Here is a 25,994-nt window from a genome sequence, read left to right as displayed (position 1 = left end):
CAGCTGCGGCGGGTTACTTGGGCTTGTTCTTCCCGATTGCATGAAGGACCGATTCTTTCGGCGTCCAGCAGTCGAATTTGTACTTCGGGTTCGTTGCATAACCGAGCCGGCTGCACCAGTACTTCTCCGGAGTGTGCTTCCGGATCTCATAATGCGTACAGGAAGCACAGCAATGATAAGGGTTCATCTGCTGCCGTTCACTCCTTCAACAGCCGATTTCCAGGCGATTCGCGCTCCTTGAGGGACCGGTTGATTTCAGTTAGCATATACTCAGCGAAGCTAGGCAGCAACGGCGTCTCCGCTTCCAGGCCCGCGGATACTCCGCTGTATTCGTCCAGGCAACGGCGGATCAGCGCCTTGTACCGGTCCGGAACAACCTGTACCGCCCACTCCCCGCCTTCTTTTTTGGAGCTTATCGCCCCTTCTTTCAAATAGTACAACACCCGGCATAAATTTAACGTCATATACTGCGGACTCACAAGAATATCCCGGGCGGCATCCTTAACGTCATTCAGGATCGACGACGTATAGTGCAAGGCATCTACAGGCTCGTACAGCTCCCGGAGCGGCCGGCCGTATAGAGCGATGCCCCGATAATAGGCGATCGTCAGGTGGGCCGCCAAATCTTCGTCCTTAAATCCGCCGCATCTGTAGTTTGCATCCTGCCGGTATTTCTCTCTATGGAGCGGGGAGTAATGAAATTCAAAAGGCGTAGGATACGTAAAAGGTTTCACCGCGGATTCCAGCAGCACGCTGAATTCGAGCTCGGGAAGCTCCGGCATGTCGTCGGCCATCTTCAGTACGGCACGCGCCAGTTCGCGGTACGTGTCCTCGTCCGGCTTCTCCTTCAGGATGACCAGAAAATCGATGTCGCTCCGATCCGGATGAAAGCAGCCCATAGCGAGCGAACCATGTAGATAAATACCGATCAACCGCTCCTCGAGCAGTTGCCTGAACAGATCAACGATCTTATTCAAATATAGCGATGTGTCCGTCTTCATCCGCTTCATCCGATACACCCGCTCCTTCCGGCTTCCTTACTCCCCGATGCACTCGCTCAAAAAGGCCGGGCTGTAACCGTTCTCCGTCGCCCACCTGGCTGCGGTCTCCAGCTTCTCCCGGTAATCCGGCTGGTAAGCCGTATAATGCGGATAATAGTATTGCTCGTGAATCAGCAGCTCGATAAATCCCGCTTCGCCGGGGTTCGCCTTGACCCGGTCGAGCTCCCGGATGATATCGTTTTTCTTCAGCCCGTCCAGCACCGCATCGATCTTGATGAAGATGAGATCCTCGCTATGATCTTTCCAGAAGTCCCGGCCGTTCAGATGCACGGTCTGCTCGTCGTTCAAATAATAAGAGACGATCGGGCGGCCGCCCGCAAACCGGAAATAACCGGCTAATCCTCGGAAGCCGAACTGCCGGAGCGCTCTGCACCCTTCGCGTGTCGCTGCGCCGTAATGGATCGTCGTGGCCGGCTCCAGAACCTCCTCGCCCGCAAACCGGACGATCTCGCCGGTGACGAGTTTGCAGTCGCGCAGCACCTCTTCGGGCTCCGCATGTTCATAGGGCCGGGGCGGGTCATTTTGCAGCGCATGAAAAGTTAACCGGAGCCAGTGGGCATTCGCCTTCCACTCCTCCTTGTACGTATCCGGCATCTGCGACAGGTTGAAGCCTTCCGTCTGGTAGTACAGATTAAACTGCACCTTCGTGCCGTACTTGTCGTGAATATCCTTGAACATGCCGAGGTAAGGGTTGTCGAAGATGGACCGGTACTGATGGCGATTGTCGGCGATGTCTTTCAGAAACCAGATGTTGTCGTCTACCGCAATACGGTATTTGTTCACGGCGTTTTTCAGCCAATAGACGACCCGGCTGTCGATGTAACCCGTCTCCCTGTCCGTTACCGTTATCGTATTCGCATACCCGTCCAAAGCGGCTTCCCCGTAGTAATACTCGCCCTCCCGGCGCGCTTCGGCACCGTTCACGAGCAATTGCCTGCCGTCAGGCGCGGATATGGACACGTTAATAACGAGCCGCCCCTCCCGGATTTGTCCGTCGTACTCATTCAACATATCGCCGTCATGCGGAAACACAACCGTACAGCTCATTTCGAAATCCCTCCCTTTTTCTTCCTCTCCCCCGGCACATCGAGCTTCAGGCGCTTATCCCCCGGATTTTCCAAGCTCCATATCTTCGCTGCTGAGCAGTTCCATCAAAGCGGCCGGGATCGAGAAATGCTTATTGTCAATCATAAACCGGGCCAGCTCCTCGGCATCGTCGTGATGCTGTTCTCCCTTTATCGCTTCGATCTCCCGGTGCAGCCGTTCCATCCGCAGATCGAGCTGATTGGACGAGTCCGCCGCCTCTTTCAGCTCCTGCAGCAGACGGGCAGGGACGGATTGATCGTATTTGTAAAAAATTTTGTGCTCCAGGCTCGCCCAAAAATCCATCGCAATCGTCCGGATCTGCACCTCGACAAAAACGTTCTCCTGGCGGTCCGACATAAAAACCGGCACCTGCATCAGCAGGTGGAGGCTGCGATAGCCGTTGGGCTTCGGATTCATGATATAATCCTTGATTTCTACAATGTTCAAGTCGCTCTGGTTGCTGAGCATCTCGCTGATCCAATAAATATCCGAGATGAAGGAGCACGTGATCCGCAGCCCCGCAATATCCTTAATATTTTCCCTGATGCTGGAAAATGAAGTGCCGCAGCCTTTGCGGCGAAGCTTGTTCATAATGCTGACCGGCGTTTTGATCCGCGACTTCGTATGCTCGATCGGATTGTAATCGTGCAGCAGATGGAACTCTTCCTTCAGAATATCCACCTTCGTTTCAAGCTCGCTTAGAGCAAACTTGTACATCATCATAAACCGCGTAATCTTGTTGCGGATGAACTTTACCTGTTCCACTTGACTAATGCTCATTGCCGATTCCCTTTCTGTCTGTCCGTTCGTTATGGCCGTATACCGGCAGTTTTCCCAAGCCTATCCATCCCATTATACCATAAGACGGAACCCAGCCAGAACAAATACCGCTTCGGAAAACCGGTCCGGGAGGACAAAAAAGAAACACTTGCCGGTTAAGCAAGTGTCCCTTCCCCATTCCGCATCACATGTCAGCCGTCCGTCAGGACGCGGCTTCCGCGACAACCATCGCATACCCCTCAATGGGCGGCAAGGCGATCCGCACATAGCCGTCCGGCGTCCGGTCGAAGGGCAGCGGCGTCCGGTCCGGCGCCATATAGACGGCCGTCACGCCGTCCGCCCTTAAGGAAACCGCCGCACCGTGCAGAATCGGACGGTCCTCAATCACTTCGTAGTTGCCCCGCTTCTCCGGATACGTCAGCTTGATGTGGATCATCCGGCTCCGCTCCTTCGCCGTTACCGTCACACGCGCTGTCGTCGGGATTCGTTCGCACCGGATTACCGGCTGCGCAAGCAGCTGATCGATGCAATGCTTCACCGCATATTTGTGCACCGGATACGCATGACGGTTGTAATTGCCGAATACGGGAAAGCAGAAGTGAATGATGTTTCCGCTTCTCGCAACGGCCGGTTCACCGTTCTCCTTCTCGGGAGGCGTATAGAAGGAACCATGGAAACCGTCCCACCGCCGGTTAAAATAAGGCTGCACGTAGTCCGCAATCGTCCGGGAGCCCTCTCCGAGCTTCATCCGGATTCCCGTTCCGTACATCGAGCAAGGCATATCGGGTATGTCGTCCCCCGTATTCTCCTTCATCCGGAAATAAGAGGCGTTCGACGCATCCTTCCCTTCATAGCCCAACTGCCACTCCTCCAGGGCAAAGCCGGTGTGAGCCTCGTCCAGCCCGGAGTGTCCGGAGCTGATTATCCCTTTGCCGGCCGACAGATGAACCTTCAGCTTCGCCCGCAGCGTCGGAGTGACCGTTATCTGATCCGGCATAATAAGGAGCTTGTAACGGTCAAACTCCATCTCTTCGTCGATAATGTCGTACGTAAGCTTCAGTTCGCCCAGCATACGGACCGCTCCCGCATGACAGCCGTGAAGATGTCCGTCCGTCCGGGTCAGTACGGCGATATCCGCAACAGCCGCCGCCTCGTCGGTCCAAGGCTCGTAACGTTCGATGTCGCGGTAGACGTCTCCGATCATCCGGTACACCGGTTCGTCCAGTCCGTCCCGCGGATGCATATGATCGCCGACCGAGGTCGGCATCGCATTCATGATCGCATCCCAGCAGTCGTTCTGGAGCGACGCCTTGCTTTTGAGTCCTCCGAAATCGCCCCAGTTCGCATGAAACCGCCCCGTCATGTAGAACACCTGCTGCCCCAAGTTGCGGATATACGCGGCTTGCGCCGGAAAGAAGTCGTAGCTCCAGGCGCCCGGGAGACATTCGATTTCCCAATGAGTCCGCAGCCCCTTCGTTTCTTGCGTGCTCAGTCCGTTCAAATATAAAAATTTATCGTCCCCGACCAGCTTTTTGACGTCCCGGCAAAACTCGAGCAGCGCTTCGCGGGCAAACTCCCGCACCTGACCGGGATCGAGCGGGTCCATCCCTTTCTCGCGCATCGTCTCCAGACATTCGTTCCCGTGACACGGGCGCACCACCATACAGTCCAGAAATACGCCCTCCACCGGATACTGCTCCAGAACCTCGCGGATCATCGCCAGCATATAGTCGCGATAACCGGAATGGAAGCACATGTTGCGGAAGAAGTTGGCGGTTCTGTCCCCGTATATAATCTGTCCGTCCTCGTTGACGACCGTCCAGTCCCGGCGCATGCGCGCCATCTCGTGGTCGAGGCCTACATTAAAATACGCGGTAACGCCAATCCCCAGCTTGCGGCACTCCTCGACGACCTGACCCAGCATATCGAACTTGAGATGCGGATGCGGGATACCGATCTTCGTCGGATAATACGCAAAGCCGATATTGCATTTGGCAAAAAAATTGATAAAATCGACCCGCGCATCGGCAAGTGTACGCGCGAACTGGACGGCATCGAACCGTTCTCCGAAATCCGGTATGTCCGGCATCGTATGAAAATCGATATGCACCGCTCTTTTGATGGTCCTCACGATCCGATCAGCTCCCTGGCTATGGTGGACTCGCCTAATGTACACTGCAGGTTGCGTCGGCTTGTCTCGGGGCGGCTGGGCAGGTTGGGATCGCCGACTACCTCATTACATTATATATTTTACATAATATATACTTGGTTGCCAACTGATTTATTAATTAGGATAGCTGTTAATCGGATTCGTATATATGAGGCGGACAAGCTGCAGGCCAAGCACAAAAAAGCCTCCGCTCCTACTGCAAAGTGGTTATAGAGGCTTTCGTTCCGGTGTTGCTGCCGGGCTCGTTTCCTTGCGGGCCGCTCTCGGGACTGCCGCTGCCGTCAGCCCCTCCCCTTATCCCGCTTGCGACTCTGAAGGGTCCAATTGGAAAATATATTTCTGTATCGCCTTCGCCACTCCGTTGCGCTCGTTCGTATCCGTCACCCCGTCGGCGGCCCGCTTCAACGCTTCGTCCGCATTGCCCATCGCGATCCCAAGTCCCGCTGCGCGGATCAGCTCCATATCGTTATGCTGATCACCGACCGCCATCACCTGGTCCATCGTAATTCCGAGTAGCCCGCATACTTTCTTTACGCCGGACGCCTTGCTGACGCCCCGTACCGATATTTCCATGTTGGTATCCGCCGACCGGGTAACCTCCAGATGCCCCCAGCTTCGCACCTTTTCCCGCAGCGGTTCGATGACGTCAATCTCCTGATGATGGATGCCGAACTTCATCCAATCCCGGTCGAACATCTCGTCGCTCCAATGCTTGCTGCCGGTCAAGCTTTCGACGCTGTAGCCCCAGAAGCGCGCCCCCGACACAACCGCCAATTCGTGAAGCTTGCGGATATCTTCCCTGCTGAGAAACGTCCGTTCATGCAGCCGCCCCGGCCCTTCCCATATCTCCGCACCGTTCAGCAGAACCATCGGAGACAACAAGTCAAGCTCCTCCCAAAACGAGCCCGCCGTCTGCATCCCGCGCCCGGTAGCGAACATTACCGTCACCCCGGCTTCTTCAGCAAGCCGGATCCAATGGGCCGCTTCTTTCGTAATCAATTTGTCGTCGGTTAACAACGTGCCGTCCATATCCAATGCCAGCAACCGGTATGCGGTCATGATATCCCTCTTTCCCTGTAAGATTTGCGAATGCAGTGATGCAAATGCGGGGCTCCGCCCGGGAGCCCCAACCTCGTATTATCTCGCCTTCACTTCTTCAATGTGTTTGTTCGCTTTCTCATTCGCCGTACGGAGCGCGGAGTTGATATCCACACCGCCAAAGATCATGCTTTCCGTAGCCTCGCGCAAAAACTTGTAGTTTTCGCTATCATACTCCGAGGCGATTGGCGCTTCGGCCGGTCTCACCGAGAATACACCCGATAAGTTTTTGTTTTTGAAAATGTTCGTCGTTGAAGCATACTGTGTGCGCAGCTCCGGCTTGTTCAGGATCGTCAAATTCCGGTCTTTGTTCATCACCTCCTGCGACTCTTCTCCGATCATCGTCAAAATGACGCGGTAGGCGGCTTCTTTGTTTTTGGCCGTCGGCGGCACCATCAGCGACTGGAACTCAATCTCTCTGCCCACGCCGGGCTTATCCGAGAATACCGGGTGTCCGGCGACGTCCCAATCAAACGTTTGCCCTCCTTCTTCCGCCGTCTTCAGCCGGCTTGTAATCGCTGCCAACCAGGACGGGAACATGGCCAGCTTCTGATCCTTGATCAAGTAATCGACACCGTATGTATATTTGTTCTTATCGCCGATCATCCCCGGTATCTCATAAACCGATTTCATAAGTCCGAACATCTTCTTGTAGCCGTCCGAATCGAAAGCCGCCTTACCCTGCTTGTCGACCGTTCCGAGCGAATAGCCGCGGGCAAGCGTCCGGTCGGTCCCGAGATCGAGTCCGATAAACTGTGTTTCGCCGTCTTTGCGGGTCAGCCTTTTGCCCAGGTCGATCGCCTCTTCCCAGGTCATGCCGTCTTTCGGGAACGGAACCCCGAACTTGTTAAAAATCTCTTTGTTGTAAAGCAGCACCCCGTAATTTAACGTATACGGAATCCCGTACAATTCGCCGTTTTTGCCATAACTTTTCACAGCATTGACGGCTTGGGGCTCGAACTGGCCGAGATCCACTTTGTATGTTTTGACGAATGCATTCAAATCGCTGGCAACCCCGAGAGGCAGCAGTCCGTTCATATAAAAATGCGTCGTAGCGATCAGATCGGGAACTTCGCCGGCTGCAATCATATCGTTCAGCGTAATTCCTTTAATCAGCTCGATCTTGATGTTCGGATGCTTCTGGTTGACGGTGCTGAACAATGCGTTCAGATCGTTCTCGTTGTTGATCGCCGCGTAGTGGGAGTATAGCTTGACGGTAACCGGCTCCGTGATGTTTAACTCGGGAACGGTCTGCGGAGCGCCCGGCTCCGTCGTTCCGGCGGACGGAGTACCGTCACTGCCGGACTGGCTGCAGCCCGACAAAGCAATGGAAACGGCGAGCAGCGCGGTGCCGTACGTTGCAATCTTTTTATGAGACAGCATCGGAATCACCCTTATTTGATTAATATATTTGATTTAGTAATTACTGAAAAAGAAGAACGCGCAGCTCCGCCTCATTAAGGGGGACGCAGGAAGACGACACGTACCGGCATCCTCTCCCCCGTTCGCTACAGAGACAGCTGCTCCAGCGGCACTTCGAAAAAGTCGTTCATGACCAATCCGGCCGCCGATATCGATTCATTCGGGGTCTCCGGCAGGCATATGATTTCGACTCCTTTGCACGTATCCGGGACGGAGCTTGCGATCCGTTCTTTGACGGCATCGATCAGCGTGTCCCTGAACGCATCTACAAGAGCGCCGGTTACGAGCACATGCTCGGGATTCAGCATCGTTATCATGTTGCTTAGCGCGAGGCCGATTCCGTCGATTATCGAACCGAATCGCGCTATCGCCTCCGGTTCCCGCTCCAGCACACGGGTCCGGAACTCGTCCAGCTTCCAGCCGGACCGCCGCAAGCTGCTGATCGAAGCGATCGTCGTCAGACAGCCTTTGCCGCCGCAGTGACATTTTACGGCATATTCGCCGACAACGACTTTGTAATGTCCGAATTCCCCAGCCACATGATTCGCGCCGGAGCATAGCTGGTTATTGGCTACGATCGCTCCGCCGATCCCGTAATCCAGCTTCAGCGTCATATTGTTCTGGGATGCGGCCAGCCTTCCGTTCAGGTTCTCCACGAGCGCAAGCAAATTAACGTCGTTATCGAGCAGCACCGGCAGCCCGTACTTCTCCTCCAGCCGGTCTCTAAGCGGGAAATCACGGTAGCCGAGCCCCGGAGAATAGAGCACAATCCCTTGCTTGGAGTCGACGAGCCCTTGAATGCTGCAGCCGATTCCTTGCAGCCGGCTCTGATCCGGCACGTGTTGCAGCAGTTCGTCCACAACTTGAATCATATACGCTAGCGGATAACCTTCCCGGTCGATCTTCTCCCGTTTGACTTCAAAAATCCGTTTGTTCTGAAAATCCATCAGCGAGCCGCGGATATACTGGACCGCCACCTCGATCCCGATCGCGTACATGCTGCTTCCGTCGATGACGAGCGGGACCGGCTTGCGGCCGACGCTGCTTGTAGTCGGTGTCATCTCCAGCACGATCCGATCCTGCAGCAGCCGGTTCACGATATTCGTAATCGTTTGTTGGGTCAGTCCCGTCTTCTCCGCCAGCTCCACCCGGGAGATCGGGCCGTCTGTGAAGATAAGGCGCAGAACCTTTTGCTGATTAATCGATTTCAACAGTTTATTGCTTGTCGGTTTGTTAGCTTGCATATTTTCCTCCGGTTCGGTACTTCTTCCTTTCGTATTATAAATTAAATGATTTGAATAGGAAAGGAACATCCCCAGCTATGGATGGTTCGGAAAACTCGGAGGGTCCGGTCCTGGACTCTTCTACAGTGTATACGTTCATCTGCTGCTCTCATGCATAGATACCCAGTTGCCGTGCTTCTTTGCGATGTGCCTTTTTGTGCTCAGCGCGGCAGGTCGGAAGGTCTGATTCACCTTTTCCGGTATCGCGCGGTCGAAACCAAAATATCAAACGCCCCCTTTTAATTAATAAATCAATTTGTTTTATTAACTACTTACAATCTCTATTATAAGGATCATTTGTTAAAGCACAATCCCGAATTTGTCATCGCGGTGTAAAATTTTTTCACGGCATGTCTATCCTATCAAGTTCATAATCTCGATTCCCGGCAAGTATTGCTCGGCTCTCCCACGTCCCCTTTCTTTACCGAACGGATACGGGTAGAATAGAAAGATGAACAGCATTCGACTGAAACGGGAAGGGCCGAACGAACGATGTAAGGAAGAACGACCAGAGGGGGACCGATGATGAGGTTCGTCACGGAAACGAGGTTTAAACAGCTGGAGGAGATCATTCAATCCATTCCCGACCAGTATGAACGAAGTTATGCGCTTCACCTGATCAAGTCGATCCAATCGGATATCGACGATAATTATGCGGAAATTCAGAGACCGATTCGCCTGGAACGCACTTCCCGAAGGCCCGACAATTCGTAACCGCCCTGTCAAGCTAACCGGGTCCATCATCGATCGTCGTCGCGGTTCCGGGCTCCCCGGTGCTAGATCAATTCGAAGGAGCCCGTCGAAGCATGCCCGCCGCTCTGCCGCCGCGTGCATCCCAAGGTTTCGGTTTCGGTCCGGACTACGCGCTAGCTGTCCGCATCGCCGAGCTTCCTTTGATCGAGCTTTTCCTTATACAGTTTCAACGTCCGGGTGCTTCCGCCCCGCTTGGGCGAGACGGACGGAAACCGGTCTAGTTCGAATACCGCTGCTCTACCTTCTTCACTTCCCCGTAATACGCCGCCAACCGCTTTCGCTTCGAAATAAAAGTTAAGCATCGGCCCCGGATACGATTCGTTTCTCGCAAATTCCCAGCCTAACAATTGGGTGATCGCTACGTGCAGTCCGGTCTCCTCATAGGCTTCCCGTACAGCCGCTTCCTCCGGCGACTCGCCGTACTCTCCGTGACCGCCCGGCAGCGCGCCCGGAAATGAAGCCGGGGCGTCCGGCGGCAATAACCCGACAATCCCATGATCTGTTGTTATCAGGATCACAACCCCAAGCGCATTCGACGGATAATGCGTCCAGCGGCATGACGGGCAGCTCACCCGCTCAATCCCGTCGTCGCCTAACACGCCCCGGATCAGCTTCGTGCGGCACATTGGACAATATTGATAACGCAGCCGGGGTAATACCAGTTCGGGATAATCCATCGGAATACCTCCTGCTATTTGTGGAGAAGCGGATATAGTTTACGTTGAGTTTTATAAGTGATGGGACAATTTATGTCCCTATAGGACATTTAATGACCCATATGCAAATCTTAACACCTATATACCCATAAATCAATTCAAATTATGCCATCTCCTCTTCTTCAAAAGCGGTTACTTTTCCGTAGCAGAGGGGCTGTTCCCTTAGTCCTTTCGCAATTTAGTGCCCGCCCGAAACGGCTTTTTCACGACTAAAAAGGACCCCGGCCTCCGTTTTGCAACGGAATTTGAGGTCCTTTTGTTTGAAAGTCGGGACGTTCCCCTGTCATCCGACACTTTGGGGATAGCATGATACGTGTGCCTGTTCGAATCTCTACGCGCCTGAAGGACACATGGAGCCTTCTCTAGCCGATGTGCGAGCCGAAGCCCGGCTCCACAGTCTGCTCCATAAAGCTAAGCTGCGCTCCTAACGAACGGAAGCTGCCGATAACATCGGCGTATCCGCGCTCCAGATGCTCGACGCCCGTAATACGCGTCGTTCCTTCTGCAGCGAGTCCGGCGAGCAGCAGGCACGCCCCTGCGCGCACATCGGTCGCATGCACCCAGTTGCCTTGAAGCGGCCGGCCGCCGCGAATCGTTGCGGTTTCTTTGCGCAGTTCGATATCGGCGCCCATCCGCCTCAGCTGCGGAATATGATTGAACCGGTCCGGGAAGACGGATTCGGTCACTACGCTTTTCCCTTTGGCCATGACGAGCAGCGCGGTCATCGGCTGCTGCAGGTCGGTGGCGAATCCCGGGTACATCGACGCCCGTATACGCGCTGGCTTGATCGTATCGGCACCGTAAGCGGTTATACGGCTGTCCGTCGTCTCGATCGTCAGCCCGATCTCCTTCAGCTTGGCAATGCAGGACCCCAAGTGCTCGGGAATGACCTGATCCACCGTCACCTGTCCGCCCGTGATTCCTGCCGACATCAGGAACGTGCCGGCAATGAGCCGGTCCGGAATGACTGTGTGATGCCCGCCGTTCAGGTACGGTACGCCATCGATCCGGATACGGCCGGTGCCGGCTCCGACGATTTTTGCGCCCAGCTGGGACAGAAATGCAGCCGTGTCGACAACCTCCGGATCAACAGCCGCATGGTACAGATGCGTCCGGCCCTTCGCCCGGACAGCGGCCAGCATCGCGTTGATCGTAGCGCCGCATGTGATCGTATCGAAATAAATATCCGCGCCGTGCAGCTCGGTGGCTTCCACCCGGTAGCCCTCCTCCTGGAAGACGACCTTGGCTCCCATCGCTTGAAACACCTTGATATGCTGATCGATCGGGCGCGATCCGAAATTGTCGCCACCCGGATAACCGATCGTAACTTGTCCGAATTTGGCCAGCAGGGCACCGGCGAAGTAATATGAAGCTCTGTACGAGGAAGCTCTCCCCGGATCGATCACGGCGCTGTGAATATACCGGGGGTCCAGCTCGATCCGCCCGTCTCCGTGCCGGTTCAGCTTCAGCCCGATCTCCTTGCCGATCTGCTTGATGACCTTCACGTCCTCATTGTAGGGGACGCCTTCCAGCGTGACAATATCGTCCGCCAGACAAGATGCCGCAAGCAAGGCAAGCGAGCTGTTTTTGGAGCCCGGTACTTGAATAACGCCTTGAAGTTTGCCGGCAGGTTCGATCTGTATATATCGCATTGCCGCTCCACCCTCTTCTCATATGTCCTATGTCGATTGGTTGTCCATAATATATCCGCTCCCGCGTACCGCACGGATCGGAAACGTGTCTCTCCCGTACTTTTTACGAATCCGGTATATAAGGGCGTTCAGCTCGTCCATCGTAACGTCGGGGCTTCCGTCGGGACCGGGGTTGCGATCCGGCCATACGGCCTGCTTGATGACGGGGATGGATACGAGACGCCCCGAATGATCCTGCAGCAGTTGCAGGAACAAATATTCCTTCTCCGACATCGCTATCCGTTTACCGTCGATGACGCATTCCCGCTTCTCCCAATCTACTGTGGGCTGAACCGACGGAAGGTCTCCCGGCTCGGCCAGACGGATCGGCTCCATCTCCAGCGTCTGATCGCCGAACGAATACGAGAATTGAATGACGGTTAATCCTTTGGCCAGCTTGATCATATCCCCTGTCTCCAAAGGATAAGGCGTATGGGCAACCGCTCTGACTCCGTTTATCTCGGTGCCGTGACGGCTTCCCGAGTCGTACAATACCGCTTTCTGCCGTTCCTTGCGAATAACAAAATGGTTGCGGGAAATAAACGTGTTCGTAAATGCAACGTCCGGGGAATTGGCAGCCGAAGCTCTTCCGACCACGGTTTCTTCCGCCGTCAAATTTAAGCATGTCCCGGGTTGAAAGGGCTCCCCTCTAACAATATATAAACAAGCGAACGTCTCCAAGTTGCGATTCCCTCCGATTCTGCTATCATCCTCATCTTATCCCATTTGGGTCCGATTATAAATCGGGAATCACTGACGGCTCCCTGATAAATCAATAATAAGCCAAATCGTATCCCATAGGCTTATACGAATCAAGCGGTAATTTGTTTTATGGCCCCCTGTTTTGCCCCATATTAGGGCTTTTGGTTCGGAGCTGACTGCCTTCCCGTCACCGGACAGGCTGCACGACGATAGAAAAACCGCCCGGTGAAAATGAAAGCCGGACGGTCCTTTTTGGAATACAAACCCATACAGTGGTGCGTGGAAGAGGAAGGGTACCTGCGCTCCAGCCCTCGCTGAGCGACTCTTGCTAGCCCTGACTCGACAAGGAAGGAGCCTTCTTCTCCGCTTTACCCCAGTGGAGAACTTACACCTTCCGTCCTTTCAAAAAAAACAGCTTTGCGGAGCCGTTTCTCACGACTTCACCGCAAAGCTGTCCGGGACCGGCGTTTAGCCGGCTGCTGGGGCTGCTGGGGCTTCCAGCGCTTCCTTCGGAACCGTAATTTCTTTGACGCCGTTGTAGTTGGCGTACGTGCCGTCGATCGCTTGAATCATGCGCATCTTCTGGCCTTGAACGTCCATGTCGAAATCCATGTTCACTTTCATGTTTTTCGGATAGTACGTCTTTTTGTCGATCGTAAACGAATACTCCATCTTCGTAATCTTCATGCCGGACGCTGCCTGCTTCACAACTTCTTGCATCGCCGGATCGCTGCCCATATTGTTTTGAATCTCTTTTTGGATAAAATCGTTGAATTTATCTCCGTTCGCCGACAACACGACCGTGTACGTATCGCCACTTTCCGTCATTGTGAAGTCATTGGCGAATTCCTTCAGCTTCTCGAACTGCTTGGCCGGATCGAGCTGCTCGCTGGACAGTGCGCCCATCACCTGGTCGATTTGCTCTTGAGGCAATTTCATCCATTGTCCGGTCGTCGATTCCTTCATGAAGATGCCGTCTTTGGTCATATAAATCTCCATCTTCATGTCCTGGCCCATCATGTTCATCGACATCGTTTGTTTAAACGACATCTGCGGCTTCATGACGACATCCATATCGATTTTGGACTGAATGTCCATTTTGTTAGCGCCTTGCTCGATATTTTGCTTGGCGTTCATGTTTACCGTATAGCTGTCCAACTTGGCCGTTACTTCCATCGACTTCATAAAGATTTCCGAAGCTGTGCTGGCTTTCGGCGTTTCCGCCGGTTTTGGAGTCTCGCCCGTCTTCGCCGGCGACGAGGCTTCCGTACCATTTGATGCCGCAGGCGTCTGGCCTGCAGGCTCGGCGGGTTTTTGACCGCATGCGGCCAAAGCGGCTACGCAAAGTACCAGCAGTACAGAGGTTGCCGCTTTTTTCAATTTTGTCTGTTTTTTCATATTTTTATCTCCTCCCTATCCGTTGTGGATTTTACCATACGATTTCTTCCAAACATAGGGAGCTTAGGACCTATTCCCGATAAAAAATTCGCCACACTCCGACAAATTCCCCGTACGCGCGTCAAGCAAAACGCCGCTCAAGCCTTACGGCTCAAGCGGCGCCCGGTTCTCCTTCCGCGTTGCGATATAGGGGTCAGCCACCCAGTAGACCGATCATTTCCTGGACCGTCTGCTGAATCTTCGAACGGATCTCCTGCGGCAATGCGGCTAACAGCGGCGGTTTATTCAGATGATCCTGGAGCCGCTCCAGACGCGCTATCGCTTGTTCGGTATTATCCCGATTCCAGTGATGCAGCATCTGTCGAACCGTATTCGAGACGATCTGTGAAGCCGGAGGAGTGAGTCCCCACGATTCGATCATCGCGTCGATCCGTGCCGAGAGCGACACGATCCGCACCTGATGACGTCCCGCCGTCAATGCCAGGTCGACTGTCCCCGCCGGCTCGTTGACCGTGTAATTGCCTTGGCCCAGCAATTGACCGTCCACATAAATTAGAGCGTCGGCCGGCGCATGGATGCTGATGTTTTGCGCGGCGGCGGTGTCTACGATCCCTTCAGTCTCCAACGTCTCGCTGCTCGTATCGAACGAGGCGCTGAACGCCGAACTGCCCGCTAACAGGACGCTGCTGCCGGAGAGCAGCGAGGTTCCCCGTGTCATCTTAAATCCGACGATATCGTCATTGCTGTTATAACTTACGACTGCTTGCTCGGCATCGCCGGTCACAACGCCGACGGTGAAACCGGAATTTCCGGTGCGGAACACGACGAGATCACGCACGCCGCTTCCGTCTTCCCGGTCGACGCTCGCTCCGACACCGTTCGTGCCGGTAACCATCGCCGCGCTAACCTCCAACTGCTCCAGCTCGGGAGAATTGGCAGGCAGCAGCGTAACCGCGTCAAGGCCGATAAAGTAGTTGCCCGACAACGCATTTTTGCCGGTTACTTCGTACCGGATCGTATGCGTTCCGGCCGTCAGTTGAAGATTGCCTTGATCGGCCGTAACCGGCCCCGTCACATCGGGAGCATAACCGTCGAACGCTCCGCCGGCCGGCTGTCCGTCGACGTATGTTTGGACGATGCCGTACATGGGCGATTTTAAAAATCGGCTTTTCAGCGCATAGGTGCCGTCTTCCGGAACGTTGACGGTGACGGTCATGTAGTCGCCGGTCTCGGCTCCGCGATAGAAAATAACGGTGCTGCCCGACGCTTGAACGAGCTTCACTTCACGGCCGGAGCTGTCTGTGAGCGGCAGCAGGTTGGACTCGTCGAACAGACCTTGCGGCTGGTACGGACGGGTCTTTAGCACGGTCAGGAACCGGTGATCGGCGGTTGCCGCGCCGCTGCCTACTTTCGTATAGTAGCCGTACGATTCCGCCCCCGGATGCTGGGTGACCGTGATCGGCAATGTCGTATCGGCCAAAAACTTGGCAGCCAGCTCGGCTCCGCCGCTGCGCACGTACAATCCGTTGCCTTGCGTCGTCTGGCCGGCTTGCACCTCCTGGCCGTTTACCTCGAAATGGTTCAGCGCTCCGTTGAACAGCACCCAATCGTACACATGGGGGGCGTCCGCCTCCAGTTCGTCCAGCAGCACGAACGTATCCGGCTTCAAGTAGACGACGTGGCGGTCGAATCGGTCGAGCTTGGGATTGCCGTACGCGCCGGCTGCAGACCCTTTGATGTAATCATAGGTGGGAGCGAGAAGCCCTTCCGTCAAGGAACCTCTGCCCCGGACCGTCTGCCCTTGGCCGTCCACCTGAATGGTGCTGTGCCCGAGCCGGACGGTCAGATCGTTTGCCGGACCGGCTACGTAGTCTTGATACCCGGCGTCGCCGGCGATCCATGTCCGGTTTGTCGCAATCTGGAAGCTGTTCTGGTCGAAATGGTTGTGACCGAGATTCGAATTGTTGCCGACCATCCCGAACAGCATATCGTCGGCTTCCCAGCCGCTTCGAAGCAGCGCCCAGCCGATCTCGTCCAGAACGGCGGATGCCGGCCATTCGTCGGGAGATGTGATCACGGCGTTCGGACGGAAGTACAGGAAGCCGTCGTTGCCGCTGGCAGCCGCGCCCGTTTCCTGCAAATACCACCCGGCCTGCCCGTTGTTCAGCCAGGCGTTGATGACGTTCATAGTCAAGCCGAAATAGTTCGCCGCGCCGGAATCCGAGAAATTCGCGAGTCCGCCTCCGCCTGGAGCCAGGGCATACACGATCCAGCGGACGAGGAAATCGTTGATGAACGGATGATCGGCCAGCTCTTGAACGCCGGTGACGCGGTTAATGTGATCGAACGCCTTAATCATATTGTCCATCGCATAGCTCGTATACAGCAAGCCTTCCTGCTGGCCGGAAGTCATCCGCTCGTCCAGATACCACTGGTAATAATTCATCGCTCTCGTCAAGTAGGCGTTTGCGTTCGGGCTGTGCCCGAGCAGCACCGCCGCCCCGCTGCCCAGCGCCGCCGCGCGGAGCGACTGGATATTATGGTCCAGCTTGTTTCTGGCATCCTTATAAAGCGGGATCAGACCTTTATTCTCCAGCGCCGTCATAACCTGCGTGCGCTCCGCTTCGGTGAATACGTCGTACAAAATATCGAACGCCATGCTGACTCCGAATGTCAGGTGAGACGTATCGAGACACGTTTCCCCGCCGCACGGGTAGGTCGGGTCGGTCCAGCTGTTCCAGCCGGCGAGCGACAGCACGTACGATTTGGCCTTGTCCGCATAGGCCGTATTGCCGGACACCGCATAAGCGAGGCTAAGCGTCTCCAGCCGTTCTTGAATCGAGCGGGTCATCATCGTCCAATACGGATACGGCGATGTAAATCCCGGCGGATTCTCGATCGGTCCCGGCTGTACCGGCGGTAGCGGGAAGGTCACGACTTTGCCGGCATAATACGTTCTGGAGAAGCTCGTTTCGGTCAAATAAGCGTCTGCTGTGCTTTTGATCGAGTCCCAGAGCTGCTTGCCGGTTCTGCCGAAAGGGGCATGGACCGTATCCTGGGCTCTTGACTGCAAGGAAGGAAGATCCGCGGGGGTGAAGTACAATCTCGGATGGCTTGCGTTCAGAAGCGGAAATTCCCTTACCGGCTCGGGAGGGGCCAACCGGAACATGGCGTCGTCGAAATAAGCCGTTCCCTGATTGCCTACATGCTGATACATCAGCAGCGTAGCATAGGTCGCGCCTGCGGGCGCTTCGCTTTGAATTTCGAGTTTTTCCCAGGAGCCGATCGCGGAATTGGTAATGATTTTCGTAAGAATCCGCACGTTGGAGCTGTTCCAGAACTCCAGATACATCTGCGAGACCCCGGATTCGTTATACGAATACATGGACGCTTCATACAGCTTGCCCGCAATTACAGGCATGCTGCCGCTCCTCAGACCGGGACCCGACGTCGTGCTCGGATCTTCCATCTTCAGACTGTACACGCCGCTGTGAACCGTAGTTGAATCGGAGCTATACACCGATGACGGGCTGAGGCTTGTCCAACCGACCGGTTTGCCTCCCGCCACTTCTTCAAATCCGCCGTTATAAGGCATGACTAGCGGCACCTCCTGAAGGGAAGCATCGTCAAAATAAGCAACCCCTACGTTCGACTGATGCTGATAGAGCAGCACGTTGGCGCCTACCGCTCCTGCGGGGGCTTCGGCTACAATCTCAACGGCGTTCCATTGCGCGCCAGCCGGAACGTTGGCGATCTTCACGTCGATCCGCTGATTGGCTGCGTTCCAGAACTCCAGATACAGCTGGGAAGTTCCCGATTCATTTCGCCCGTAGACGGAAGCTTTATACAGGTTGCCGGGGACGGCGGGAATGGAGCTGCTGCGAATGCCATTCCCTCCCTGGGGTGAGTTGTCCGTCAGTTTCACGCTGAAGTTGCCCCCGTGAACAGGTTGGTACACAGACTCGTAGACGGCTCCCGAGCCGAAGCCGACCCATTCGCTCGGTTTGCCGTTTGCAATTTCTTCGAAGCCGCCGTTAACGATCGCCCCTGTCCCGGCCTCCGTGCCGGCAGGCGAATCGGCCCACACGGCCGCAGGCAGCAGAGCTGCCAATAAGCTGACGATAGCCGCAAGCGCAATCATTTTTTGCCGTAAGCGAACGGTCATCATAACGCTCCTCTCCGATCCATGGATTGTTCGGACTGACATGGAGTGTTTTCGCGAAACCAATCAGATTGCCGGCAGCAAATTCCCTGTACGATATCGGCTCTTGCCATGCGTTCCGAGCCATTCGGCGATAGCGGTCCGGATTGAGGACACCCCGTCAGCTCCGCCTCTGTACAAGTACAAGGACGGATTCGGCAGCAGGAGTTGCCCCTCCCGGCGACCAGACACCTAATATCTGCACAGCGTAACCTGGCTCCTCCGATTGCCGCCGCTGTCGTACAGTCTGCTTGCCAGGCTGCATGCGGCCCCCCAAGTTGTATACGGTTCTGTATCCCCTCTCCTTTCCCCGGACTTATTGACAGTGGCGGATGTCATAGACAGACACGGAAATTACCTGTATATAACGGCCGTTGTATCCGCTTACATATTAAATTATACAAAATTCCCCTCATCCATTTCTAGCCAAATCGGTCATTTATTTAAGCCACATTTTGCAATCGGTCCAAATCGCTATTTGGTTTATTCTTGCGAACCGACCGCATTGGGCTTCGCTGAGACGAATTGCCTACAGACTACCTAACCCGATAAGAGTCTCTGGCACCTCCTATTTTCGGCATCTTGGGAGGAATGAGACAAATAGAAGGCGGTTCGTACCCCTTATTTACGCCCTTTGAATGGGACTGCGCCCATTTCGTGGATATTAGCAGCTTCTTATTCCGCGCCCGAGCCGGTTCTCGGACCAAATAAAGGCTGCAAATCGCTCCTATTCGGTCCCACCCCAGCGTCCTCCTTGGATGATGGGCTATTAAGGGCACTGACCCGTTGCAAACCCATATTACCAGAGGCGCTCCTTTTCTTTCAAAAGCGATTTCTTAGCACCTACAGGAATTTTAAACATTTGCTAGTTGTGCCTAGCTTGGCTAGACGCGCACGTTAAAAAAAGCCTCGCAGCCGTTCACGACATAAACTAGTCGCGCATAGCCGCAAGACGCTTGTAATGATCTTCAATGACGAGGCATGCCATCGCTTCGACGACGGGAACGATTCGCGGACAGATACACGGATCGTGCCGGCCCTCCGTAACGATCGTCTGCTCCTCGCCGGTGATCCGTACGGTCCGCTGAGGAACCGATATCGAAGAGGTCGGCTTGACCGCGACGCGGAAGACGATCTCCTGACCGGTGCTGATCCCGCCGACGATGCCGCCGGAATGATTGCTCAGGAAGCCGCTGGCGTCCATCGGGTCGTTATGCTCGCTGCCGAGCATGCCCGCTGCGGCGAATCCGGCGCCGAACTCGATTCCTTTGATCGCGCCGATCGACAGCATCGCCTTGGCCAGCTCCGCATCCAGCTTGTCGAACACCGGCTCGCCCAAGCCGGGAACGACTCCGCGGATCCGGCACTCCACGATGCCGCCGCAGCTGTCTCCCTTCAAGGCGAGCGCTTCGACCTTGCGGATCATCTCGCCAGCCGCCTCCGGGTCGCACGCCCGCACCGCATTGCGCTCGATCTCGCTCTCCACGAACGATTCGCAGCGGATGCCGCCGATTTCTTTCGTATATGCGACAAGGCTCACGCCCCGGTTCGCAAGCAGCTTGCGGGCCACCGCCCCGGCCGCGACCCGTCCGGCGGTTTCCCGTCCGGAAGCCCTTCCGCTCCCCCGGTGATCGCGGATTCCGTATTTTTGCCAATACGTAAAGTCCGCATGACCGGGACGAAACGAGTATTGGATATCGTCGTATGCTTCCGGACGCATATCTGTGTTATGAAGGATGACGAAGATCGGGGTGCCAGTCGTTTTCCCTTCGAACACGCCCGACAGAATATGCACCACATCGTACTCTTTTCTGGGAGAGGTTACGGACGATTGTCCCGGCTTTCTCCGATCCATCTGAGTCTGGATGTCCGACTCGCTTAATTCGACGCCCGGCGTCGCTCCGTCGATAATGACGCCAACCGCTTCCCCGTGGGATTCTCCGAACGTAGTGATTCGTAGCATTTCTCCAAACGAACTGCCTGCCATATGACCGCCTCCTGCCAATCGCTGTGGGTATAGCTCGATTATAGCGGGGGTCATGAAATAAATGAAATCGGAATGACGCATCTCTACCATAGAAAACATCTATATCACACTCGACTTACGGCTTCTCCTCCCTCCGTTCCGGCTCCTTTTTCCAAGGAGGATCGGCCATCTGGTGCAGCCAGCGGTTCACGGCGTAGACGACCCACGGAATAACCATAGACAGAAGCGCGTAAATCAGAACACTCAGCGAAGGAATCCGATCGCTCCAAAACTCCATCTCCCGCCCCTTCCTTATTACTCCGATTTCAAAATCGAACCGACCACATGCAGCTTCACTTTCGCATGGACCCGGATCGGGCATTTCGAGAAAATCTGCTCGCCTTGCTCCCAGTTTTCTTTCAGCGCCATCCATACTTGGTAATGTTCCTGATGCAAGTACTCGCTTAGCCCGAGAATATCCGCCTTGTATACTTTCTGGACTTTGTTCGTAACGTCCGTCGTTAAATCGATAAGCTTCTGCTCCGCTTTTTTCTCCGTCTCCGCCATAATGTCCGGATCGATCAGCGACTGACCGAGGTGAGACTCGCTTATGTTGCCTTCGACGGTAACGTACACATCGAAAACCGGACGGCGCGGATCTGCAACGCTTGCCTTGATCGTTCTTCTCATTTGCTTGACCTCGAACACAACCACTTGGTCCTTAACTATAAGCTCCAGAGCCCCTGCCTTTAGCGTACCTGTCAATATGTTGCGGCCCGTCGCCTCGTCCTCGTTCAGAAATCCTTTCAGCAGATGCGTATGCCCCTCGAAGATCGCTGCGCCGCTTGTTACGACTTTGTTATCCAAGGACCGGACCTTGGGCAGCGCGAAACTGGCGTTTTGCAGCAGATATGCATGCACCTGGCCGATATTGGTAGGCGGGGTGATCGATTCGCTTTTCTCGGGGTTTTCCGCCGTCATATCGATATATTGCACCGGCAGCGTCTCGATGAACGGATTGCTTTCCAGCAATTGCCGCGCTTCCCCCTCGGCGATCATCACTTTGGCCGCCCGTCTCGTCTCCGGGTCCCGCATGAACAGGTCGATCACCTCGCCCAGATGTCCTTTGCGGGCCAGCTTCTCGGAGATGATAATGACCCGGTTGTGCTCCAGGTACGGAGGACGGCTGAACTCGTTGGACATGATCCGGGCCGCCTTAAAGACGCTGTTCGCTTCTGACGTGATGTTGATGAACGGCTTGCCGCCGCCCTCCTTGGCGTCCGTCCCTTTCCCCTTCATCGCGCTTGGGACGGCGAACTGAAACGTCAGGGCCACCTTATGGTTCTCCGCATCGTCCAGAGCCGTGCCTACGACAAAACCCCGCTGCTCAATCTCGACCCGGTCCCAGCAGCCTTGCAACAGCAGCATCGAGCCGATCGTAAGCACAACGACAAGTACCCGGTTATGCATCTCCTCTCACCCCCCGAAGCTTGGCCATCAGCAGCAGCATCACCGGTACGATCCAGGCGATCCCGATTCCCATATAGCTTACCCACGTAGAGAACATCCGCACCTCGACGATGTTTTTCGGCTGCATCGCGATCAGGAACAGCAGAGGGGCCATCCCGATGATGAACGTCATCCGGCTCGTTTTGCGAAAAACCTGCCGCAGCGCAAGCAGCGTTATGTCAAGCGCCATAGCGGCCGTCGAAAACAGCGACATAACCCATACCGCAAAAAACAGCGACTCGAACCGCTCGAAAAATCCGCCCGGCACTTCTATCTGCTTGGCCATCTCTGCCAGCGGATACATCGTATTAGCGACAACAACCGAACCGAACACGCCGATCACAAACACCAGGACCAGCTCGTAAATGACAAGCGGCACCAGTAGGCCGAGCAATACCGATTTTACGGTTTTTTGCGGCTTGTTGACAAAGACGTTATAAAACAGCAAAATCTCAAAGCCGAGAAACGAGATCGACGTTTCTTTCGCCGCTATGGCAATCTCGGACCAAGGGGTGACAAACGCCGGCTTCAGCAGACGAATATTGAAGTCCCCCAGGCTCATGATCAGCACCGCCAGCACAATGAACACGATGATCGGTAAATAGAGCAGATTCAGCCGCAGCAGCGACACGCTCGGACCGGCCACTCCGTACAGCAGCACGAGCAAAAAAAAGAAACAGATCGCTTCCACGGGCGTCGTGTCGAATAAATACAGCTTGGATATGCTGGATACGCCCCTCACCTCGATGCTGACAAACAAAAACATATACAAGGCAAACAACAGCGTGACAATCGAAGCAACAGCCGGATTCGTAAGCTTGGCCGTTATCTCGAAATAGTTCATCTTCGGAAACCGTATGACGAGCTTGGCGATACCCCATGCACAGCCAAGGGCGATCAGCCCGCCGAGCAGGATGGACATCCATCCGTCCGAGGAGGTCGTCGCCGCCACGATGGTGCTGGGCAGCGTCAGAATACCGAGCCCGATCACCATGTTGCTGACCGCGTACGCAACTTCCTTTTGTCCGATTTCTTTATCTCCGTATTCGAAGTTTTTCATCGTTTCCCACCGTTTGGATCGACGCGGTCCTCATCCCGGGTCTGCATAAACCGGGGTCTTCTCGTCAAAACCGTAATCGGCGCCCGGATAAATAAATCCTGCCAGTCGCCTCGGAGCGAAGGAGCGAACGGAGCCGAATAGGGGACTCCGAAGCTGTACAGTCTCAGCAGATGGATCGTGATCATAATAAACATCAGAACGATTCCGTACAGACCTAATATAGCAGAGGCGATCATCGTCGCGAACCGCAGCATCCGGAAGGCGATCCCCGCACTGTAGGAAGGTATCGTAAACGATGAAATGGCGGTAACAGCGACCACGATTACCATGATCGGACTGACGACTCCGGCCTGCACGGCGGCTTCGCCAATAACGAGACCGCCGACGATTCCGATCGTCTGGCCGATCGGCTTCGGCAGACGGATTCCCGCTTCCCGAAGCAGCTCCAGCGTTGCTTCCATCAGTATCGCCTCAATGACGGCCGGGAACGGCACGCCTTCCCGAGACGCGGCGATCGATGACGCCAGCTTAAACGGGATCATCCCTTGATGAAACGAGATCAATGCGATATAAATCGCCGGAAGAAACAACGAGATTAAAATGGCCGCATAACGGAGCAAACGGATTAACGAGCCGATCATCCACCGTTCGTAATAATCTTCCGGTGATTGGACGAGCGAGATAAACGTCGTCGGCAGGACCAGCGCGAACGGAGTCCCGTCCAGCAGAATCGCCGCTTTTCCTTGGAACAACGCGGCTACGACCTTATCCGGCCGCTCGGTATGCAGGATTTGCGGGAATGGCGACAGGAAGCTGTCTTCGATCCACTGCTCGACCGTACCCGACTCGGGCGCCATGTCGATCCCGATCGAGTCCAGTCTGCGCTTCACTTCGTTTACGATATCCGGATGAATGATCCCTTTAATATACATCACGGACAGCGTTTGTTTGGACCGCTGCCCGACGGTGTATGTTTCGAAGCTCAACTGCGGATCGGTAATCATTCGCCGGATCAGCGATACGTTGGTCTGGATATTTTCCGTAAATCCCACTCTCGGCCCGCGGACTAACGCTTCCGTTTGAGGTTCTTCGACGCTGCGCTCCGGGCCGCTTCGGCTGCTTATCACAAGAGCTTGTCCGGTTCCTTCGGCGATCAGCACCGTATCACCCGTCAGCAGAAACGGCACGATTTCCGGCAAGCAGCGCTCACGGCGAATAATTTGCACGGCGAGCAGCTTGTTCTCAAGTTCATCCAGCAGCGCATTGTCGTCCTGCAGCGGCATCCATTCTTCGCTGGACAGCCTGCTCTGCTGGATGGGCCGGATAATATGATCGTGAATGAGACCGGTATCCGAAAGGCCGGAAAGGCAAATTACCGCGAAGCTGGCAGGACCGTCTCCGCTCTTGATGACTTTCACGAACAGATCGCTTGGCTCGTTCAGCAGGCTGCGGATCAATGCCAAATTATCGGAAAGGTTCGTCGACAGGATAGCAGACTGGGCTTTATCGTTCATGACGTTGTCCTCCTATTCTGTATGCCGGCATCTCCCCTTATCTATTACCAAAAGCGTAGAACGTAAACCTGCTCCGCCCGCTCCGGAGGCCGTCGCCGTCTGTCCTTAGACGCCAAAAAGGCCGATCCCCCAAGGGTTCGGCCCTGATTCAATATTTATCAATTCCTTTCAAGATCCATGTGACCTATACGAGTTCCGGAGGCGGCAGACTAACTTGCTTTCTCTCTTTCTCTCAGACAAGCTCTCCGGCTTTCCCGTCCCCGCCTCTTCCCGGTGCCCGGGATTCACGCCACGCAAACAAAGCTACCAGAACAAACGACAGTCCCCCGTATACAAGCACCATCCGCTGCAAGCCGATCGTATCCAAGAGCAGACCCGTGCTCAGCAGGATGACCTGGAACATAACGCGGTCCAGCATTGCCCGGAACGAGAAAAACCGGCCATGATACGGCTTCGGCATTTGCCTTTGAAAGATCGTGGACGCCACCGGAAAAAAGCAGCCTGCCGCCAGGCCAAATAAAGCGAACGATAGGAGCGACCATACCGGAGAATCGGCAAAATAGAGCAAACATTGGGCAACAGCTACAACTGCGGCGAACAGGAACAATCGGTTCAAAGGTTTGCCCCGGTCCGCCACCTTTTTGACGAGAAAACCGGCGAGTATGAAGCTGATTCCTTCCGCAGCATAAAGCAGCCCTTTGATTTGCGCGCTTTGCTGAAGCTCGCTTATATTAATGACCATCAAATTAAACGCCCCGATGAACAGCGTCGGCACGACCGACAGCAGCAATACGGCGACGATCACCGGCTGCCGGCGCAATACCGGTATAAGCGATTTGAAACCTCCATTACCGGGCGCGTCCGCACCGGTTTCGGCTGGCGGGACCGATGACTCTTCTTCCCGGTTTGTCCGAGCCTGCTGCTTCCCGTTCTCCGGCACGTCGAGAAACCAGGTGGTCAGCAGAAGCGTAGCGTAAGCGAGGAACGAAACGATATACAGCCCCTGCAGGCTCATCAGCGTCAGCATAATCCCTGCGAGCGTAGTGCCCAGAATCCGGGCCATCGTTCCCGCATTCATATGAACGCCGTTCAGGGCGAGCAGATCTTTCTCCTGGACGATCAGCGGAATGACCGACTGGAGCGCGGGAAAATAAAACGCAGCCGATATTTGCAGCGTCACGGCAAAAAGCACCATCCACCACACCGAGTCGAAATACAGGGCGATGAACATAAAGCCAACCGCCACGAGCCGGCCCGCCCCCGACAAGAGCAGCACCGTTTTTTTCGGATTCGTATCGATGATCCGGCCGGCGAGCGGTGCGAATAGTACGCCGGCGAGCAAACCGGAAAATAAAATTAACGATTTCAGGAAATCGGACGGTACTTTTTGCTGCATAAACTCCAGATTGGCGATAATGGACATCCAGAGCCCTAACCCGGCGATAAATTCACCGACGAGGACGATCCAAACGTTGCGATTTCTCCACATGATGTTGTTACTCCTCAAATGATATATAAAATAATAGACTATCTTGGGATTCTAATAGACTTCGGCCTAAAAAGAAAGCCCAACCTCGTATTCGG

Annotated in this window: 20 protein-coding genes; 1 reads left to right on the top strand and 19 read right to left on the bottom strand. The window is 55.0% G+C overall.

The genetic code is table 11. The annotated features are described in order from the left end of the window. Positions 1-13: 13 nt before the first annotated feature. The 8 genes from PV433_RS20420 to PV433_RS20385 all read right to left on the bottom strand — a co-directional run bounded on the left by PV433_RS20420 (position 14) and on the right by PV433_RS20385 (position 8,861). Complete coding sequence (locus tag PV433_RS20420; RefSeq protein WP_332073900.1) at positions 14-187, bottom strand: hypothetical protein; 174 nt, start codon at positions 185-187, stop codon at positions 14-16. A 10-nt stretch (positions 188-197) separates the two neighbouring features. Beyond that, on the bottom strand, positions 198-1,010 hold the full coding sequence (locus PV433_RS20415; RefSeq protein WP_332073899.1) for an aminoglycoside adenylyltransferase domain-containing protein: 813 nt from the start codon (positions 1,008-1,010) through the stop codon (positions 198-200). A 27-nt stretch (positions 1,011-1,037) separates the two neighbouring features. Next, complete coding sequence (locus tag PV433_RS20410) at positions 1,038-2,108, bottom strand: hypothetical protein (RefSeq protein ID WP_332073898.1); 1,071 nt, start codon at positions 2,106-2,108, stop codon at positions 1,038-1,040. A 54-nt stretch (positions 2,109-2,162) separates the two neighbouring features. Beyond that, the gene (locus PV433_RS20405; protein WP_332073897.1) at positions 2,163-2,927 is read right to left on the bottom strand and encodes a GTP pyrophosphokinase; all 765 of its coding nucleotides are present in this window, start codon (positions 2,925-2,927) and stop codon (positions 2,163-2,165) included. Between the two features lie 202 nt (positions 2,928-3,129). Beyond that, positions 3,130-5,058, bottom strand: a complete 1,929-nt coding sequence (locus PV433_RS20400) for an alpha-amylase family protein (RefSeq protein WP_332073896.1) — start codon at positions 5,056-5,058, stop codon at positions 3,130-3,132. Between the two features lie 333 nt (positions 5,059-5,391). Next, a complete protein-coding gene (locus PV433_RS20395; RefSeq protein ID WP_332073895.1) occupies positions 5,392-6,156 on the bottom strand; it encodes a Cof-type HAD-IIB family hydrolase in 765 nt (254 codons plus the stop codon). Between the two features lie 78 nt (positions 6,157-6,234). Continuing rightward, on the bottom strand, positions 6,235-7,578 hold the full coding sequence (locus tag PV433_RS20390) for an ABC transporter substrate-binding protein (RefSeq protein WP_332073894.1): 1,344 nt from the start codon (positions 7,576-7,578) through the stop codon (positions 6,235-6,237). Between the two features lie 125 nt (positions 7,579-7,703). Beyond that, on the bottom strand, positions 7,704-8,861 hold the full coding sequence (locus PV433_RS20385; protein WP_332073893.1) for an ROK family transcriptional regulator: 1,158 nt from the start codon (positions 8,859-8,861) through the stop codon (positions 7,704-7,706). Positions 8,862-9,425: 564 nt separating this feature from the next. Between PV433_RS20385 and PV433_RS20380 the strand changes: the two genes are divergently transcribed. After that, positions 9,426-9,614 carry a hypothetical protein gene (locus PV433_RS20380; RefSeq protein WP_332073892.1) on the top strand — a complete coding sequence of 63 codons (189 nt, stop codon included), beginning with the start codon at positions 9,426-9,428 and terminating at the stop codon, positions 9,612-9,614. 152 nt (positions 9,615-9,766) lie between these two features. Here PV433_RS20380 and PV433_RS20375 read toward each other — a convergent pair whose 3' ends face one another. From PV433_RS20375 to PV433_RS20325, 11 genes are all read right to left on the bottom strand, one after another. Next, positions 9,767-10,330: an NUDIX domain-containing protein gene (locus PV433_RS20375; protein ID WP_332073891.1), complete on the bottom strand. Its 564-nt coding sequence runs from the start codon at positions 10,328-10,330 to the stop codon at positions 9,767-9,769. Between the two features lie 401 nt (positions 10,331-10,731). Continuing rightward, positions 10,732-12,021: a UDP-N-acetylglucosamine 1-carboxyvinyltransferase gene (murA, locus tag PV433_RS20370; RefSeq protein WP_332073890.1), complete on the bottom strand. Its 1,290-nt coding sequence runs from the start codon at positions 12,019-12,021 to the stop codon at positions 10,732-10,734. A gap of 27 nt (positions 12,022-12,048) precedes the next feature. Beyond that, entirely contained in the window at positions 12,049-12,657 is a 609-nt protein-coding gene (locus PV433_RS20365) for an FHA domain-containing protein (RefSeq protein WP_332073889.1), read from the bottom strand. A 573-nt stretch (positions 12,658-13,230) separates the two neighbouring features. Then, complete coding sequence (locus PV433_RS20360; RefSeq protein WP_332073888.1) at positions 13,231-14,160, bottom strand: DUF6612 family protein; 930 nt, start codon at positions 14,158-14,160, stop codon at positions 13,231-13,233. 193 nt (positions 14,161-14,353) lie between these two features. After that, on the bottom strand, positions 14,354-18,328 hold the full coding sequence (locus tag PV433_RS20355) for an FIMAH domain-containing protein (RefSeq protein WP_332073887.1): 3,975 nt from the start codon (positions 18,326-18,328) through the stop codon (positions 14,354-14,356). Positions 18,329-19,292: 964 nt separating this feature from the next. After that, the gene (gene aroC, locus PV433_RS20350) at positions 19,293-20,348 is read right to left on the bottom strand and encodes a chorismate synthase (RefSeq protein WP_332073886.1); all 1,056 of its coding nucleotides are present in this window, start codon (positions 20,346-20,348) and stop codon (positions 19,293-19,295) included. Between the two features lie 115 nt (positions 20,349-20,463). Beyond that, entirely contained in the window at positions 20,464-20,625 is a 162-nt protein-coding gene (locus tag PV433_RS20345) for a hypothetical protein (RefSeq protein ID WP_332073885.1), read from the bottom strand. A 17-nt stretch (positions 20,626-20,642) separates the two neighbouring features. Beyond that, a complete protein-coding gene (locus tag PV433_RS20340; protein ID WP_332073884.1) occupies positions 20,643-21,797 on the bottom strand; it encodes a Ger(x)C family spore germination protein in 1,155 nt (384 codons plus the stop codon). After that, positions 21,790-22,896: a GerAB/ArcD/ProY family transporter gene (locus PV433_RS20335; protein ID WP_332073883.1), complete on the bottom strand. Its 1,107-nt coding sequence runs from the start codon at positions 22,894-22,896 to the stop codon at positions 21,790-21,792. Before PV433_RS20335 ends, PV433_RS20340 begins: the two co-directional genes overlap by 8 nt. Beyond that, positions 22,893-24,410 carry a spore germination protein gene (locus tag PV433_RS20330; protein WP_332073882.1) on the bottom strand — a complete coding sequence of 506 codons (1,518 nt, stop codon included), beginning with the start codon at positions 24,408-24,410 and terminating at the stop codon, positions 22,893-22,895. The genes PV433_RS20335 and PV433_RS20330 overlap by 4 nt, the downstream gene beginning before the upstream one ends. Before the next feature lie 232 nt (positions 24,411-24,642). Next, positions 24,643-25,899, bottom strand: coding sequence for an MFS transporter (locus PV433_RS20325; RefSeq protein WP_332073881.1), 1,257 nt, complete (start codon positions 25,897-25,899; stop codon positions 24,643-24,645). Positions 25,900-25,994 lie beyond the last annotated feature (95 nt).

Origin of the sequence: Paenibacillus sp. GYB004 (assembly GCF_036577605.1) — a bacterium.
GTDB lineage: Bacteria > Bacillota > Bacilli > Paenibacillales > NBRC-103111 > Paenibacillus_AB > Paenibacillus_AB oceani.
This window is presented reverse-complemented; position numbering and strand designations above follow the sequence as displayed.